General features: G+C 60.1%; 16 protein-coding genes. 1 reads left to right on the top strand and 15 read right to left on the bottom strand.

Features of this window, described 5'->3' with window-relative positions; translation table 11 throughout:
- Positions 1-47 precede the first annotated feature (47 nt).
- From AU182_RS03445 to bioD, 4 genes are all read right to left on the bottom strand, one after another.
- A complete protein-coding gene (locus tag AU182_RS03445; RefSeq protein ID WP_066960651.1) occupies positions 48-716 on the bottom strand; it encodes a nitroreductase family protein in 669 nt (222 codons plus the stop codon).
- A 1-nt stretch (position 717) separates the two neighbouring features.
- The gene (locus AU182_RS03440) at positions 718-933 is read right to left on the bottom strand and encodes a DUF3094 family protein (protein WP_066960648.1); all 216 of its coding nucleotides are present in this window, start codon (positions 931-933) and stop codon (positions 718-720) included.
- A gap of 140 nt (positions 934-1,073) precedes the next feature.
- Positions 1,074-2,849, bottom strand: a complete 1,776-nt coding sequence (locus AU182_RS03435; RefSeq protein WP_066960645.1) for an acyl-CoA dehydrogenase C-terminal domain-containing protein — start codon at positions 2,847-2,849, stop codon at positions 1,074-1,076.
- Positions 2,850-3,048: 199 nt separating this feature from the next.
- Positions 3,049-3,750 carry a dethiobiotin synthase gene (bioD, locus tag AU182_RS03430; protein WP_066960642.1) on the bottom strand — a complete coding sequence of 234 codons (702 nt, stop codon included), beginning with the start codon at positions 3,748-3,750 and terminating at the stop codon, positions 3,049-3,051.
- Between the two features lie 366 nt (positions 3,751-4,116).
- Between bioD and AU182_RS03425 the strand changes: the two genes are divergently transcribed.
- Positions 4,117-4,608, top strand: coding sequence for a murein L,D-transpeptidase family protein (locus AU182_RS03425; protein ID WP_066962089.1), 492 nt, complete (start codon positions 4,117-4,119; stop codon positions 4,606-4,608).
- Between the two features lie 211 nt (positions 4,609-4,819).
- Here AU182_RS03425 and dnaB read toward each other — a convergent pair whose 3' ends face one another.
- From dnaB to rnr, 11 genes are all read right to left on the bottom strand, one after another.
- A complete protein-coding gene (gene dnaB / locus AU182_RS03420; RefSeq protein ID WP_066960639.1) occupies positions 4,820-6,265 on the bottom strand; it encodes a replicative DNA helicase in 1,446 nt (481 codons plus the stop codon).
- Positions 6,266-6,463: 198 nt separating this feature from the next.
- Positions 6,464-6,910, bottom strand: coding sequence for a 50S ribosomal protein L9 (gene rplI, locus AU182_RS03415; RefSeq protein ID WP_066960635.1), 447 nt, complete (start codon positions 6,908-6,910; stop codon positions 6,464-6,466).
- Positions 6,911-6,944: 34 nt separating this feature from the next.
- Positions 6,945-7,769: a hypothetical protein gene (locus tag AU182_RS03410; RefSeq protein WP_227718104.1), complete on the bottom strand. Its 825-nt coding sequence runs from the start codon at positions 7,767-7,769 to the stop codon at positions 6,945-6,947.
- Between the two features lie 63 nt (positions 7,770-7,832).
- The gene (rpsR, locus tag AU182_RS03405) at positions 7,833-8,063 is read right to left on the bottom strand and encodes a 30S ribosomal protein S18 (RefSeq protein ID WP_066960629.1); all 231 of its coding nucleotides are present in this window, start codon (positions 8,061-8,063) and stop codon (positions 7,833-7,835) included.
- Positions 8,064-8,075: 12 nt separating this feature from the next.
- On the bottom strand, positions 8,076-8,525 hold the full coding sequence (gene rpsF / locus AU182_RS03400) for a 30S ribosomal protein S6 (RefSeq protein WP_066960626.1): 450 nt from the start codon (positions 8,523-8,525) through the stop codon (positions 8,076-8,078).
- 542 nt (positions 8,526-9,067) lie between these two features.
- Complete coding sequence (locus AU182_RS03395) at positions 9,068-10,390, bottom strand: tetratricopeptide repeat protein (RefSeq protein WP_066960623.1); 1,323 nt, start codon at positions 10,388-10,390, stop codon at positions 9,068-9,070.
- 96 nt (positions 10,391-10,486) lie between these two features.
- The gene (locus AU182_RS03390; RefSeq protein ID WP_153039102.1) at positions 10,487-11,089 is read right to left on the bottom strand and encodes a hypothetical protein; all 603 of its coding nucleotides are present in this window, start codon (positions 11,087-11,089) and stop codon (positions 10,487-10,489) included.
- Between the two features lie 40 nt (positions 11,090-11,129).
- Positions 11,130-11,792 carry an anti-sigma factor gene (locus AU182_RS03385; RefSeq protein ID WP_153039101.1) on the bottom strand — a complete coding sequence of 221 codons (663 nt, stop codon included), beginning with the start codon at positions 11,790-11,792 and terminating at the stop codon, positions 11,130-11,132.
- Between the two features lie 73 nt (positions 11,793-11,865).
- A complete protein-coding gene (locus tag AU182_RS03380) occupies positions 11,866-12,432 on the bottom strand; it encodes an RNA polymerase sigma factor (RefSeq protein WP_082859184.1) in 567 nt (188 codons plus the stop codon).
- A 304-nt stretch (positions 12,433-12,736) separates the two neighbouring features.
- Entirely contained in the window at positions 12,737-13,495 is a 759-nt protein-coding gene (gene rlmB, locus AU182_RS03375; RefSeq protein WP_066960614.1) for a 23S rRNA (guanosine(2251)-2'-O)-methyltransferase RlmB, read from the bottom strand.
- A gap of 3 nt (positions 13,496-13,498) precedes the next feature.
- Positions 13,499-16,366 (bottom strand): ribonuclease R, encoded by a 2,868-nt coding sequence (gene rnr / locus AU182_RS03370; RefSeq protein WP_066960610.1) that lies wholly within the window; start codon positions 16,364-16,366, stop codon positions 13,499-13,501.
- Between the last annotated feature and the right edge of the window lie 175 nt (positions 16,367-16,541).

The raw sequence follows: 16,541 nt of genomic DNA, 5'->3' as shown, positions 1-16,541 counted from the left end.
CCGTAGGGTGGATAAGCCGCAGGCGCATCCACCGATTTCCACATGATTTAGATAAATTCAGCAATCTCGTCCAGGGGCTTTTTGCTGATCGCCGGTACCTGCGCGCCCTCGGCGGGCAGCCCCGCTACGACGACCATATAGGGACGCTCGTTCACCGGCCGCCCGAGAATTTCATTGAGGAACTTCATCGGACTGGGCGTATGGGTCAGCGTGGCAACGCCCGCATTGTGCAGTGCCGCCAGCAGCATACCGGTGGCAATCCCCACCGATTCGGAGGTGTAGTAGTTTTTGCGCTGCTCTCCCGCGCCGCCCTCGGAAAACTTCTTCAGGAAGATGACGATGAGATAGGGCGCCGTTTCCAGAAAGGGCTTGTGGGCATCTGTACCCAGCGGCGCGAGGGCATCCAGCCACTCCTCCGACGCACGGCGCTCGTAGAACTCCCGCTCCTCGGCCTCCGCCGCCTGGCGAATCTCGCGCTTTACACTGGCGGACGCCACCACACAAAAGTGCCATGGCTGCATGTTGGCGCCACTGGGGGCACTGCCGGCGGTGCGCAATGCCTGCTCGATGACTTCCCGCGGCACCGGCGCATCGGAAAACTCCCGCACCGAGCGACGCCGTTGCATCAGCTGGTAAAACGCGCGCGCACGCTCAATTTTCGCGGCATCCTCCAGCGGCTCAAATTCCAGCGGCAGGAACTGTTCTGAGTTGGCCATATCACACCACGCCTTTGGTACGTGCAATAAACAGGCTCAGCAACGACAGCAGTGTGAGCACGGCAAGAATAATGCCCAGCAACAGGAAAGGGCGGAACGGTTTGCGTTCCACATCGTTGTGGCCTCGGGTCAGGTAGCGATCCACGCGGGCCTGATCTTCGTCGGAGAGCTTTTTCGGTGGGATAACGGATTCGGTTTCAGGATCTGATTGCGACATGGTAACCGGGGTCTTTTTTATTGTGATACCCCGAGTTTAGGAGATTCGCCGCAACGAAAAAAGCCCCGCGCGTGCGGGGCCCTGTGACAAAAAGAATCCCTGTTGCCGACTGATTACCGACTACATGACCACTGGGGCGATCAGAACAGTGCTTCCTCAAGGTCCATCAGCGTCTCGCTGCCGGCCTGCACGCTCTCGGCCAACGCCTTGGTCTGCGGCAACAGGCGGGCGAAATAGAAGCGCGCGGTCTTGAGCTGGCCTCGATAGAAATCGTCCGCCTGCCCCGCGGCAACCGCAGCAACCTTGGCCCACATGTAGGCATAAGCCACAAATCCAAACAGGTGCAGGTACTCCACAGACGCGGCACCCGGCGCATTCGGGTCGGTTTTCGCCGCTTCAAGCACCGTCGCGGTCACATCTTTGAGGCGCTGCAATTCGGTCGCCAGCGGCGCAATGAACTCGGCCACTGCCTCGTTTTCCGCGTTGACATCGATAAACGCCTGCACATCCGCCGCAAACAGCTCAAAGTAGGCGCCGCCATTGGCCACGGTCTTGCGGCCGATCAGGTCCAACGCCTGAATGCCGTTGGTGCCCTCGTAAATCTGGGTGATACGCACATCGCGCACCAGCTGCTCCTGCCCCCACTCGCGGATATAGCCGTGACCACCAAATACCTGCTGGCCGAGCACGGTGCACTCGAGGCCCTTGTCGGTGAAGAACGCCTTGGCCACCGGCGTCAGCAGCGCCACCATCGCTTCCGCGTGTTGCTTTTCCTCGCCCTCGGCAAACTTGGCCAGGTCGAGCCACCGGGCCACATAGGTGGAGAGGGCGCGGGCACCGCCGATGTAGGCCTTCTGGGTCAGCAGCATGCGGCGCACGTCCGGGTGCACGATGATCGGGTCGGCGGTTTTTTCTGGTTGCTTGGCCCCCTCCGGCGAACGGCTCTGCACGCGGTCGCGGGCGTATTCAATGGCGCTCTGGTAGGAGCGCTCGGCAGCCCCCAGGCCCTGGATACCCACACCCAGACGCTCGTAGTTCATCATGGTGAACATGGCAGCGAGGCCCTTGTTCACCTCACCCACCAGCCAACCCTTGGCGCCGTCGTAGTTCATGGCACAGGTGGCGGAGGCCTTGATGCCCATCTTGTGCTCGATGGATCCGCAGTGCACCGCGTTGCGCTCGCCCAGGCTGCCGTCCTCATTGACCAGAATCTTCGGCACCAGGAACAGGGAGATACCCTTGGGACCCTTGGGCGCATCCGGCAGCTTGGCCAGCACCAGGTGGATGATGTTTTCCGACAGGTCGTGCTCGCCGCCGGTGATAAAGATCTTGCTGCCGGTAATACGGTAGCTGCCGTCGTCCTGGGGTTCCGCCTTGGTGCGGATAATCCCGAGGTCGGTGCCCGCGTGGGGCTCGGTCAGGTCCATGGCCCCGGCCCAAGTGCCGGAGTACATGTTGGGCAGGTATTTCTGTTTCAGCTCGTCACTGCCGTGGGCGTCCAGTGCCAGGCAGGCGCCGTTGGTCAGCACCGGGTAGAGGGCAAAGGAGATATTCGCCGAGCACAGCATTTCTTCCACCTGTGCGCCGAGCATCTTGGGCATGCCCATGCCGCCGAATTCCGGGTTACCCACCAGCGCACCCCAGCCGCCTTCGCAATAAGTGGCGTACGCCTCCGGGAAGCCTTTCGGCGTGGTCACCACACCATCGTTCCAGTGGCAGCCTTCCTCGTCGCCACTGCGGTTGATGGGATCCAGGGTGTTGGCGGCCAGTTTGCCCATCTCTTCCAGGATGGCATCGGCGGTTTCGCGGTCGGCGGTTTCCGCCAGCGCCGGCAGGCGCGCCCACAGTTTGTCCGCCTCGAATACCTCGTGCAGCAGGAAGTTCATCTCGCGCAGTGGTGCCTTGTAGTCGGCCATGGTCTCGCCTCGCTGAATTGGTTGTGGTTCTGACTTTTGTTTCTGACAGGTGGTTTTGACTGTGTCAGTGGGTGACTGACAGGATACCCAAACGATTAACTCAATCGTTTGTTTCAAACACATGTTTGAAATCTAGGCCGAAGCGCACCCCAAGTCAAGCCGGACCCTCGGTCCGGCCCCTGGCGTCAGCCGTTACGCATCAGTTGGATGAAGATAGCAGTGGAGAGAGATCGAGGTGGGCGGCGCCAGAGCGGTAGTCGCCAGATTCATCATGAGGCAGTACGCCCAGGCACGGTGCCGGCAACACCGTGCGCAGGGTCGCCAGGTTTTCCTCTGCCCGCGGCATGTCACTCTGGGGCCCGCGCACAAAGTTGGCGACCCAGCCGGCCAGTGGCAGGCCATCGCGGTGAATCGCCTCGGCGGTCAGCAGAGCGTGGTTAATGCACCCCAGTTCCATGCTGACCACCAGTATGACCGGCAGCTCCAGGGCCCGCGGCACGTCGGATAAAAACAGCCGCGGCGCCAGCGGCACCCGCCAGCCACCGGCGCCTTCGATCAGCACCAGATCCGCCTTGCCGCTCATCACCCCGCGGCAGATACCCACCAACCGCGAAGGTTCCAGGCGCCGGCCGGCTTCCATGGCGGCGATATGCGGTGCAATTGCCGGCTCCAGTGCGATTGGGTTGACCTGCTCATAGGGCATCTCTTCACTCATCGCCGCCATCAGGGTCAGCGCATCGCTGTTGCGCAGCCCCTCCGGGGTCTGCTCACAACCGGATGCCACCGGCTTCACCGCCGCCGTTTTCAGCCCCTGCACACCGGCGGCATGCAGCAGTGCCGCGGTCACATAGGTTTTTCCAACCTCGGTATTGGTTCCCGTTACAAAAAACGTGCGAGTCACGAAATCTTCCTCGATTTGTTGGGTCTTTTTCTTTGACGCCTCTTTAATCGTGGTCTACTTGATGATAAATTGACCACATAGAGCAGTAATCACACAACCCACACCGCCATACAAGGCTGGGGTTAGGATAATTGCCTAACAATACCCCCAGGCTTAGCTTGGGGCGACAGCCTAGGACAGCGCTGTCATAACGCTATTGCGTCACCAAGTCGCACCGCGCAACCACATTTCTCCGCCGGGCAACTCAACCTTGCCAGCAAGCCGAGACGCCCCGCAACGGTCAGGGATGTGGAAGTGCGAAAGCACGGAAGCTGATGTTTAAGCCCCGGAATGACACCATTGATGCCATTACTACCGATGAGAGCCATGCGATACCTAAAACTCAGTCTGATAGCCCTTCTCCTGGTCCCCACTCTGGCACTTGCCAAGATCAAGTCCGTTGACGAGGTCGTGGTGTACAAGTCCAAGCACCTGATGCAGCTGAAACGCAACGGCAAGGTTGTGAAAAGCTACAAGGTGGTCTTCGGCAAAAACCCCGTGGGCCACAAGCAGTACGAGGGTGATTCCCGTACCCCGGAGGGGCGCTACACCCTGAACTGGAAAAAGAAGAACAGCACCTATTATCGCGCTATTCAGGTCTCCTACCCCAACGCGCAAGACCGCGCCCGGGCGAAAAAACTGGGCCGCAGCCCCGGTGGCTCCATCATGATCCACGGTCAGAAGCCGCACTGGAAAGGTATTGAAGACTACCTGACCCGAATGAACTGGACCGATGGCTGCATTGCGGTAACCAACCCGGAAATGGACGAGATCTGGGCGATGGTGGATACCGGTACGCCGATTGAGATTTTTCCGTAATCGGCTAGAAACTAGCGAGCCACACAAGGTGGGTAAAACGCTGCAATAACAATCGAAGGCAGAGTGCCGGGTACAGGTTTTCAGGAGCGTCGCAAACAGGAAGTTTGCGCCGCAACGCCCAGGGATGGGTTCACAGTGGTCCTGAAAACCTGTACCCGGCGCTTGGCCGCCACTCACTAGCTACGGCCGCACCCTCAAGAAGCTACGAAGCTCAGTGTTCTTCCTGGTAATACTCCGGCGCCAGGTCATCAAAGCGCGTGTATTTACCCACAAACGCCGCCCGGCAAGTACCAATCTCACCGTTACGCTGCTTACCGATAATCAGTTCCGCCAAGCCCTTGTCCGGGCTATCCTCGTTGTAATACTCGTCGCGGTAGATAAACAGGATCACATCCGCATCCTGCTCGATCGCACCGGATTCCCGCAGGTCCGAGTTCATCGGGCGCTTGTTCGGGCGCTGCTCCACCCCCCGGTTCAACTGCGACAGCGCAATCACCGGGCACTCGTATTCCTTCGCCAGCGCCTTTAGAGAGCGCGAAATCTCGGAAATTTCCTGGGTACGCCCCTCGGTACTGCCCTTTACCTGCATCAACTGCAAGTAATCCACCATCACCATCGCCGGCATCGCGCGGCGCTCCGCGTCTTCCCGGCTCAGCTTGGGGTCCGCCCGCATCAGCAGGTTGGTGTGATCGCGTACCGTGCGTTTCACCCGCGCGCGTACCTCACTGGGCGACAGGCCCGGGGTATCGTCAATGTACAGCCCCTTGCCCTTCATTTTCTGCACCGCGCTCGACAGCTTGGGCCAGTCGTCCTCCTGCAGCTTGCCGTTACGGATACGCCCCTGGTCGATCTTGCCGATGGACGACAACATCCGCATCACCAGGCTGTCGGACGGCATCTCCATACTGAACACCAGCGTCGGCTTCTCCTGGCTCAACATGGCCGCCTCGACGAAGTTCAGCGCCAGAGCGGTCTTACCCATGGAGGGACGGGCGGCTAGGATAATCAGTTCACCGGGCTGCCAACCGGAGGTGCGCTGATCCAGTTCGGTCAGCCCGGTGCTGAGACCGGTGATGTCACCCTCGGACTTGAACAGCTCATCAATGCGTTCAACGGTTTTCTTCAGCAGCGTATCCACGCCGACAAAGCCGCCTTCTTTGGCGCGCCCCTCGGCGATTTCCGCCACCCGGCGTTCGGCCATCTGCAACAGGTCGGCAGACCCCAGCCCACCGGGATTGAAGCTGGTGCGGCTGATCTCGCCGGCAGCGGCGATCAGCTGGCGCAGCATCGAGCGCTCGCGCACGATCTTGGCGTAGGCCACGATATTGGCCGCGGAAGGGGTGTTTTCAGCGAGTTCGGCGAGATAGGCGGGACCGCCGATATCCGCGAGAAGATTGCGGCTGGCGAGGCCCTCGGCCAGGGTGACGATGTCCAGCGGCTGCTCGCCCCCGGACAGCTCCAGCATCACGCCAAAGATGACCCGATGGCTGGCGACAAAGAAGTCCTCTGCGCTCAATTGCTCCGCCACCGCATCCAGGCGGCTGGCGTCGAGCATCAGTCCGCCCAATACGGATTGCTCGGCCTCTACCGAGTGCGGTAGCGGCGAACTGGACTGGGATTCCTGGATATCTTCTTCAGGCGGGGCGTATTCGTTCATCTGTGGGGCTGCTGCCATTATTCCGAGCGCAAAAACGATTTTACCGGACTCACAAACAAGTCAGGCGCTGGGCTTCCAATGTCGGTCCAAGACCCACAGGGGAAATCCAGCGCCTGATTGTAGCGCGCCTCGAGGCGTAACGGGCAAATCCGTTACCGCACCCCGAAACGGGCTAGGCGTGCAGATTGCGGCAGAAGCTTATTCGGCTTCTACAACAACCTTGACCGCGGTGACCACGTCGGAGTGCAGCTGTACGTCTACGTCGTACTCGCCCACTTCGCGCAGCGCACCTTCCGGCAGCTTCACTTCGGCTTTCTCTACAGCAACGCCGGCAGCGGTGATCGCGTCGGCGATGTCGCGAGTGCCGATGGAGCCGAACAGCTTGCCTTCGTCGCCAGCGTTGGCGGCGATGGTGACAACCAGGCCTTCCAGCTTGGCAGCGCGGCCTTCGGCTTCGCTTACTTTGGCAGCAGCTGCTGCTTCCAGCTCAGCGCGCTTGGCTTCGAACTCAGCGATGTTCGCTGCGTTGGCCAGAACGGCTTTACCGGTAGGCAACAGGAAGTTGCGGCCGAAACCGGATTTAACTTCAACGCGGTCGCCCACATTGCCCAGTTTGCCTACTTTGTCGAGCAGAATAACTTCCATCTCGGAACCCTCAGTTTCAGTTCTTGTGCGCCGCTCAGCGGTCGTTGCTCGAGCGCGCGCGAATATCAATCCAGCTATCGATCAGGGCCAGTCCGCACAGGAACCCGGCCAGCGGCAGTGCGGCGATTACCAGCGTAATGTACATGGCAATCAGTGGGCCGCGTCCCCAGCCCTTGCGGGCTACCAACCAGTGGATCAGGCAAATACCCGCCACCATGATGGGGAATGCGGCTACCGCACCCCAGAACACAAAGTGCTCACTGACCAGGCAGTACACCCACAGCAACATACCGACGGCAGCAACCGGTAGAGGCATACGCAATGCGTGCATCTCTTCCCGAAAACCGCCGGGGTTATACAGCAATGCCTGCCACCAACGCCCCAGCAGCAGCGCCAGGGTTGCGCTGATCACCGATACCCAGGTCAGGTATCCGGTGGCCTGCGCTTCGCTGTCGAACGCCTTGCTCACCTGCTGTGCCTCCGGGGTGGTCGCCCCACCGGCGGCCTCATTGACCGCCTGCATCAGGTTGTCCAGCAGTCCGCCGGACACCTGCGAGGTCACCACTATGCCGAGGCTGGTGGCGATGGTCAGTACCACCAGCGCCCAGCTCCAGGCCCGTGTTGCGCGCAACACCAGCGCTCCGGCCAGCACCCCCACAAAGTGGGTGATTGCCATGCCGGCCATCAGCGGCGACATATAGCCCGCTCCGGCGGCGGCAACCACCGGCAACAGTGCCCAGGCCAGTACAAACAGGCCGTCACTACTGCCGCGGCGCAACCCCACCAGTGCCAGCACGGCGGGGCTGATCAGCGGAATACCCACCAGAGTGAGGATTACCGCGCGTAAGCGCGATCGCATGGCAAATTCAGCGATAGCGCGCACTAGATAGCTTCTCTAATTACAACAGTGCTTACGAAGCGATTAAGCTTCGTGGCTGTCCGTGTACGGCAGCAGCGCAATGTAACGCGCGCGCTTGACCGCAGTGGCCAGCTGGCGCTGATACTTGGCTTTGGTGCCAGTAATACGGCTCGGTACGATTTTGCCAGTTTCAGAAACGTAGGCTTTCAGGGTATCGAGATCTTTGTAATCGATACGCTTGGTGCCTTCGGCGGTGAAACGGCAGAACTTACGACGACGGAAAAAACGTGCCATCTGACTATCCCCTTACTCTTCGTCTTCAGTGGTGTCGGAAGACTTGTCTTCCTCGGCGCCTTCGGAAGAAGAATCTTCACGGTCGGCGCGCTCGCGACGCTCAGAGCGTTCTGCGCGCGCAGCTTTGCGCTCGCGGGACTCTTTCTCGGCCTTCATGATCGGGCTTTCTTCGGTGATCGCTTCGTCTTCACGGATCACCAGATTGCGCAGCACGGCGTCGTTGTACTTGAAGTTGGTGGTCAGTTCGGCCAGCGCTTCTTCAGTACACTCAACATTCATCAGAATGTAGTGAGCCTTGTGGATCTTGTTGATCGGGTAAGCCAGACGGCGGCGGCCCCAGTCTTCCAGACGGTGAACGTCGCCACCGCTTTCCTTGATGGTCGCAGTGTAACGCTCGACCATGCCGGGCACCTGCTCGCTCTGGTCCGGGTGAACCAGGAATACAATTTCGTAATGACGCATTTTTGCTCCTTACGGGTTAAAACAGCCTCCCGGTTTGGCGCCGCCCAGATCCGTGTCTGGATACAGCTGCCGCCCAGTGAGGCAAGGAGTGCGCAACAGCAACCCAGACGGGTGCTCTGCGGGCGGCGTATTCTATGCGTCCGGCGTACTGGTTGCAAGTTGATCGATTCGGTGTTGCGCAGATAGTCTCCGGTCCTGCGGCCGGGGAGCCACAATGCCAGGGATAAAGGGAGTCGACCCAGCAGTCACGAATTATGAAACGCCCTCACCGGGTGCTGGGGGCAATCCTCTGAGACGGGTCTCGCCGCATCAGTCACGAATAATCGGAAATAAGTTTTGAGGGGGCCCCTCGCCCGCCCGTCTTACTTGCAAAGGTCAATAACAATAAGCGGAATCACGAATTCCGATACAAACATCCCAGTCAAAATAACAATAATCTCCAGGGATCGAAGAATAACAATCAGGACTCACTACGCAGAGGGGCGCCAGCGCCCCTCCACCTCTTTTTCACCCCACACCAGTTCCACGCAGCCGCACCCAACTCAGAAGACGTAGCGCACACTCAGGCTGGCTTCGGTTTTTTCGTAGCTGTAGATATCGAAGTTGTCGTCATTGTTCGTGCGAATTACCCGCGCATCCAGCTGCAGGCGTGGCAGCAACTGTACCTCCGCCCCAATCCAACTACGTAGGCGATTGCCTTCCCGGGCCTGCTGCTTGAACTCACCGTCGCTGTCCTGCAACCGGTTGTTGCCGCGGTAGTTGCTCAAACGGTAGTGGCTGCCGGCGTGCAGCGACCAGCCCCACGACAGTGGCAGTTCGGCCTCAACCCCGAAGGTCTGCCGGCGCGGCGAATAACTGTAAAAACCGTCATCTGCGGTAGCCAGGTCCTGGCGGTCGTCCAAATCCAGGCGGTACAGCACATCGATGTCCATGATTGCCAACGGCGCAGCCCAGCGCGCCTCAAATCGCTGGCGCCAGCCATCCAGGTAACGGTAGGTCTCTGTGCCATTAAAATAACTGGGCTGATAAGCCAGCGTCAGCACGCCATTGCCGAACTCCTGCTGCATGCGCCCCACAAGGCGCCACTCATTGGTGACACGCTCGCCACCGAGGGAAGCGGTCTCCGCGACGCCCCCCAGCTCCACCCGCCAACCCTGCCAGGGCATATGCCGGGAAATACCCGCATTGAAACTGGTGAGGTTCAAGCTCTCCAGATCGCTGTAACGACGGCCGAAAGCAAACCCGTGCAGGCGCCAACCGTCTTCTGCGGTCCCCCGCAGGCGGTACTGACCCCAGGCAAACAGCTCGGTGAAAGTATCTGCGCCTACCGAGTCATCGGTAAGCAGCTCATTCTGCAGCGAGTAGGCGTTGCTGTCATAACCCGACGTCAGGCTCAGCAGCGCCAACCCACGATCCGGATCCTGCTCCGGGGCAGGCTCCGCTCCCGGGGCCCGCGCCAGCGCCGAGAGACGCATCAGCGCCAGGCGACGCAGTTTGGGGGACTCGCTATCGGTAAGATCCCGGTAGTAACCCACTGCGGAAACCGGGCGGCCCTGCTTTTCCGCCATCAACCCCAGCTGCAGGCGCGCCACCTCGCTCCACTCAGGATCTTCCAGCAGCTGCTGAAACTGTGCCTGCGCTGCCTGATAGCGCCCAAGCTTGAACAAGGTCACCCCCAGGTTATAGGTCAGGCTGGGGCCCTGCTGGCCACTCTGACGGGCCTGCTCGAAGTGCGCCAATGCGCGCTCGTAGTCCCCGCCCTTAAATGCTGCAGTGCCATTGGCAAACGGCTCTTCGGCAATGGCAGGCGCGGCTACCGCGCCCCACCAGAGCAAACCGGCGAGCAATTTTGGTGTCAATTCCATTTTCAATACCTCCAAACACAACAGGCCGGGCACACCGCGCCCAGCCCTTAAAAAGAATCATCCACTAACAGGCTTCACCCGCTACCTCTGCAATCGTTAGCCGTCCGTTGCCGCATCCACCGCCGCAGCGGGATCCAGGTCCAGAATGCCCTCGAACAGTTCCTCCAGATCCACAGGCAGGCGGTCCTTCACATCCTCCGGCAGGTTGTCGATGATCTCCCGCACGTCCGCCATGGAGCCCGCATAGTCGGCACCGCTCAGGGCGTTCTTCAGGGCCTCTTCTGCGGCCTCGCGGGCAGCGGCCGCATTTTCCTGGGCGCTCAGGGCCGCCGCGTTGGCATTGGCAATCGCCGCCTCACTGCGCGCCATGGCATCGGCGACCAGCGCCGCAATTTCTTCTGCCTTCAGCTTACCGGCAGCGCGAATTTCCGCCTGCGCCGCTTCCGCATCGGCATTGCCGGCGGCAATCGCAGCGTTGGCTTGCGCCAGACCTTCAGCGGCGGCTTCCGCGGCGAAACTGCTCGACATCTCCGGCAGCTCGATCACATTGATCGCGTCTTCTGCGGTGGCTTCCGCGTCAACCACGGAAACATCGACATCCAGGTCCGCATTCACCCCGACTTCATTGGCCAGTGCATTGCCACCGATCGGAGCGGTAACCATCAGGCCCAGCGCCATCCATGCTTTCAACGTTTTCATAATTCAACCTCATTTGTGTCTTTCAGCGTTGTGTTGGAAGTCAGATCGTTTGCGGCGTCACGGCCGCACCCTGGTTAGCTGGTAAGTCCCCGCTTGCGGGGAACTCCACCGGCACATAAAACTCTTTGCGTGCACCGTCGTGCTCAATGCGGATCAATATCTCATTGCGCTGCCCGGTACGCGCACGCACAGGCAGCGTCAGCCGATTTGCGCCCGCGTATAGGTTGGTGCGCCAGCTCAACTCCCGCTGGTCACCGTATCCTTCAAGCGCGAGATTTTCCGGAAGAGACACACTGATCAAAGCGCCTTCCATTGCGCGTGCAGCATCCACAGAGACCCGTACCGGGAGCGCTTCTGAGGCTGACGCCTGCACCATCGATGCCTCAACGGTGGGCGTGGACGACCGCCACTGCGGCAGCGCCGCAATGACCGCGAACAACACACTGGCGGCCGTAGCCAGCTGCCACTTGCGCACGTTACCCTGCACTGCATTGCGCTGTTTCGGCATTGCCGCATTCAGCACGCGCTCTTCGAAATATTCACTCGGCTGGGGCGCTGGCATGGTGCGCAGCAGATTTACCAGACGCAGCTCTTCGGCATATTCACGGCACTCACTACAACGATGCAGGTGCTTCAGCAGCACGCTGTTGTTTTCCCTTTGCATCAAGTCCAGTTCGCGACGAGCCTGACAGCAGTTCATCATTTTCATCCTTCCTTCAGAGAGCGATTCCGCCACTCGTTTTGTACCTGAGATAGCGCGCGCATTTTTCTATGGGTTAACACGCAGCGAAGGCTTCAATGGTTCCCGGCTCGAGCACGGATTTCAGTTTTTTTCGCGCCCGGTGCAACCGGGACTTCACCGTGCCCACATTGATATCGAGAATTTCGGCGACTTCCAGCGCGGTATAGCCTTCGACGTCATGTAACAGCACAACATCGCGCCAGGACTCATCCAGGGTGAACAGCGCTCGATTCAGCATGCGCTGTAGCTCGAGCTGCTGGTAATGATTGCGCTCGTCTTCCAGACGCTCCTGAAAAAACTGGTCATCACTGACGCAGGGCGCGGTTTCATCAACGGGAGAACGGGCGCGACGGCGGTACAAGTCCACGTAGCGCCGGTAGAGCACTTTGATCAACCAGGGCCCCAACTTTTGCACGGTTGCCAGCTCATCAACACGGGGAAACAGGTGAGTCAGTACATCCTGCACCAGATCTTCCGCATCCGCCCGCTCCTGTGTCCAGCGGTAGGCCATGCGGTGCATCAGACGCAGGTGCGGTCGCACCAGCGCGGTAAAGCAGTCTTCCTTTGCTGCCCTCCCGCGAAAGAAATCAATTAAGGACACCCCATTACTCCTTTCCCCATTCCCACAGTAGCGATTCTCAAGATTTGCCGATTAACACGTATCAGACCCACAAAAGGTTCCCGCAAACATAGCGCGATTAGTGACAGTGTCGAGGAGGAGAGGAGGGGCGGAGAAAGAAAGACGCCGACAATAGAAAAAACAGGCACCCGATTTCTCGAATCCGGACAGAACGAGAATATGGGTGCCGATCAGGGGGGATTTTTATGGCGCGACATGGCAACAAGGAGCGGCAAAATCGCGCGGATGGAATAACGCAGGCATGACGCTAAGGCGGGGACGGAGCTTAGCCGGCGGAACGCTGCCGCACCGCCTCGAACAGACAGACGCCGGTGGCGACCGATACGTTTAGACTACTGACTTCGCCCGCCATGGGAATATTTACCAGGTGGTCGCAGTTTTCCCGGGTGAGGCGGCGCAGGCCGGGCCCCTCGGCACCCATTACCAGAGCAAGGGGCCCAGTGAGGGAGGATTGGTAGATATTCTGCTCTGCCTCGCCGGCGGCGCCGTAAATCCACACGCCCGCCTGCTGCAACATCTGCAGGGTGCGCGCCAGATTGGTCACGGTGACAAACGGCAGCACTTCTGCGGCACCGCAAGCCACCTTGCGGGCGGTGGGCGTGAGCCCTGCGGCCTTATCTTTAGGTGCAATCACTGCGTGCACGCCGGCGGCCTCCGCAGAGCGCAGGCAGGCACCGAGGTTATGCGGATCGGTGATGCCATCCAGCACCAGCAGGAACGGAGCTTCATTTTTTTCATCCAGCTGCTGCAACAGGGACTTCAAAAACTGCTCATCGTAAATCTTGGTGTCGCCGACACACACGGCGACCGCACCTTGATGGTTGCCATCGTCACCGACTTTTTCATCCAAGGCACGCCGATCCACAAAACGGATGGCAATATCATTCTGCTCCGCCTGGCGAATAATTTTCTGCAGTTTCTGATCTTTGCGCCCGCGCAACAGCAACAGTTCCTGCACCTGTTGCGGGCTACTTTTCAACAGAGCCTGCACCGCATGCAGACCGTAAACTAAATGTTGTGCCACGACTTACTTATTCCCGCCCGGTTTTTTCGACAGCTTTTTCTTCAGTTTTTTCTTGGCCTTCTTTTTTGCCGCTCGTGCTGCCGATTCGGCCTTATCCGCTTTTTGAGCGGCCTTGCGCGCCGCAACCGCGGGGCGTTTGCCACCTTTACGCGGTTGCGTTTTTTTCGGCTTGCGCTTTTTCGGGGCTTCCTCTGTCGACTCTGCCTCTACTGGCTGCTCTACTGACGGCGGCACGATTTCCGTTTCTTCGCTGCCCACCTTGCGCTTGCGGATCGGCCGCGGCGCGTCTTCGTCGCTTTCCTGCAGGGCTTTCTTTTTCAGACCGGCGCCCCAGGGGCTGGCTTTCTGCTCTTCAGCACTGAAATCCGGCTTCTTGCGGCGCTGGCGCTCCTGCTGAAACTCCACCGCCATTTCCATCGCACGACCACTCACTTCGGTTGACTCCTCACCCTTGCGCAACTTCGCTGCTTTTGGGGCGTTTACTGCTTTCGCCGGTTTCTCGGCCTGGACGTCGGGCCCGGAAGACTTTTTGTCCGCCCTGGGCTTTCGGTATTTGGGATTTTTGTAGCTGGGGCGCGGATGCAACTCTACAAAGGTAAAATCCACCTTGCGCTCTTCCAGGTCGACCCGCGCTACCTGCACGGTGACACCGTCACCGAGATGGAAGCGCGTGCCACTGCGCTCGCCCACCAGACGCTGCTGGGCCTGCTCGAAGTGGTAGTAGTCTTTGGGCAGGGCCGTGACGTGGATCAGGCCCTCCACATACAGGTCATCCAACTCCACAAACAGACCAAAACCGGTGACTGCACTGATCACACCGCGGTAAACCTCGCCCACGTGATCCTGCAGGTATTCGCATTTGAGCCAGCTCACCACATCGCGGGTGGCGTCATCGGCGCGACGCTCGGTCATGGAACAATGCTCACCCAGCTCCACCATGGCCACCGTGCTGTAGGGCAGGATGTCTTCCCGCGCCAGTGCGTGCGCACCGGGCGCCTGGCGTACCTTATGCGCCACCGCAGCAGGGTTGGCACTGCCATTGCGAATCAACCAGCGCAGCCCCCGGTGCAACAGCAGGTCCGGATAGCGTCGAATGGGTGAAGTGAAATGGGCATACGCACGGTAGTCGAGACCGAAGTGACCGCGATTCTCCGGCTGGTACACCGCCTGATTCATGGAGCGCAGCAACATGGTCTGGATAATGTGGAAATCCGGGCGCCCATCCACCTGCTGCAGTAGCGCCTGATAATCGCTGGGCTGTGGCTCACTGCCACCTTCCAGGCGCAGCCCCAGCTCACCCAGGTACTCGCGCAGGTTTTCCAGGCGCTCCTGCTTGGGAATATCGTGCACCCGATACAACGCCGGCAGTTCCGCCGCCTCCATCAACTCCGCCGCGCATACATTCGCGGCGAGCATGCACTCCTCGATCATTTTGTGCGCGTCGTTACGCTGCACCGGCACGATACGTTCAATCTTGCGCGTGGCGTCAAATAAAATGCGCGTCTCGGTGGTCTCGAAGTCAATCGCGCCGCGACGGTCGCGGGCGCCGCGCAGGGCGCCGTAGAGATCGCGCAGGTTATCAATATGGGGAACCAGGGCGGCAAACTGCTTGCGGATGCCGCTGTCGCGATTATCCCGCTCGTCGACCATTTCACCCACCTGGGTATAGGTGAAGCGCGCATGACTGCGCATCAGCCCCTCGAAGAACTGGTAGCCGAGGATGCTCCCGGACTGGTCGATGCGCATCTCGCACACCATACACAGCCGATCCACTTCCGGGTTCAGGGAACAGAGCCCATTGGATAGCTTCTCCGGAAGCATCGGCACCACAAAATCCGGGAAATACACCGAATTACCGCGCTGGTGTGCCTCTACATCCAGCGGTGTGCCCACCGCCACATAATGGGACACGTCGGCAATGGCGACCAACAGTTTCCAGTTACCATCCGGCAGCACTTCGCAGTAAACAGCATCGTCAAAGTCCCGCGCGTCTTCACCGTCGATGGTGACCAGGGGCAGCTGGCGCAGGTCGACACGCGCCTTTTTGTCCTCTTCCAGCACCTCGTCGGCGATACCTTCTACCTGCGCAAGTACCGCGGCGGGCCAGGTGTGGGGGATGCCGTAGTTGCGGATGGCAACATCGATTTCCATGCCCGGCGCCAGGTGGTCGCCGAGTACCTCCGCTACCTCCCCGTGGGGCAGCGTATTGCGGCCCGGCTGTGCGGTGATATTCACCACCACATACTGGCCGCTCTGGGCGTCGGCACACTTGCCCTCGGGCACCATCACATCCAGGGTCATGCGCGGATTATCCGGGCGCACGAAACAGATACCGTCCTCCCGATACAGGCGCCCGGCGAGCTGGTGGGTGTTGTGTTTGATGACCCGCACCACGGCGCCCTCACGCTTGCCGCGAAAGCCGCCGGGGGTTTCCCGCACCAGCACCTCGTCGCCGTCAAACACCTTGCGCATCTGGCGGTGGGACAGGAACAGGTCATCACTGCCGTCTCCGGGGGAGACGAAACCAAAGCCATCGCGATGGCCTATGACCCGCCCGCGCACCAGGCTCATTTTGTCGAGCACGCCGAAATCCCCGGCGCGGTTGCTGGCAATCTGGCCGTCGCGGGACATGGCGATCAGCCGTCGCCGCACGCCCTCGCGACGATCCTCGTCATCAATAGACAACAGGTCGGCAACCGCCTCCCAGGAAACAGGCCCGGCCTGCTGCTCTAGCAGGTCCAGCAAAAACTCGCGACTGGGGACGGGTTTTGCGTATTTTTCCGCCTCGCGTTCGGCGTGAGGGTCGGCGACCGGTCCAGCGCTGTCAGCGGGGTGAGAGTTTGATTTGTCTTGAGTCAAAACGGCTTCCATTGTTCTGCGATCGACCGTGCAGTCTGCACAGCCCCGGCATGCACGCGGCGCAGCGGTATACGAGTGGGTGCAACCAGAAGTGGCGAATGCCAGGGAGCGGCCCAAAGCCACCCGAAACGTTGCACATTGCCGCGAGTATAAGCGATTTGCCGGCAATTCCCGACCCGCTTTTGCG

The sequence above is a fragment of the Microbulbifer sp. Q7 genome (genome assembly GCF_001639145.1).
GTDB lineage: Bacteria > Pseudomonadota > Gammaproteobacteria > Pseudomonadales > Cellvibrionaceae > Microbulbifer.
The sequence above is the reverse complement of the archived record's forward strand: the minus strand, read 5'-3'. Positions and strand labels throughout refer to the sequence as shown.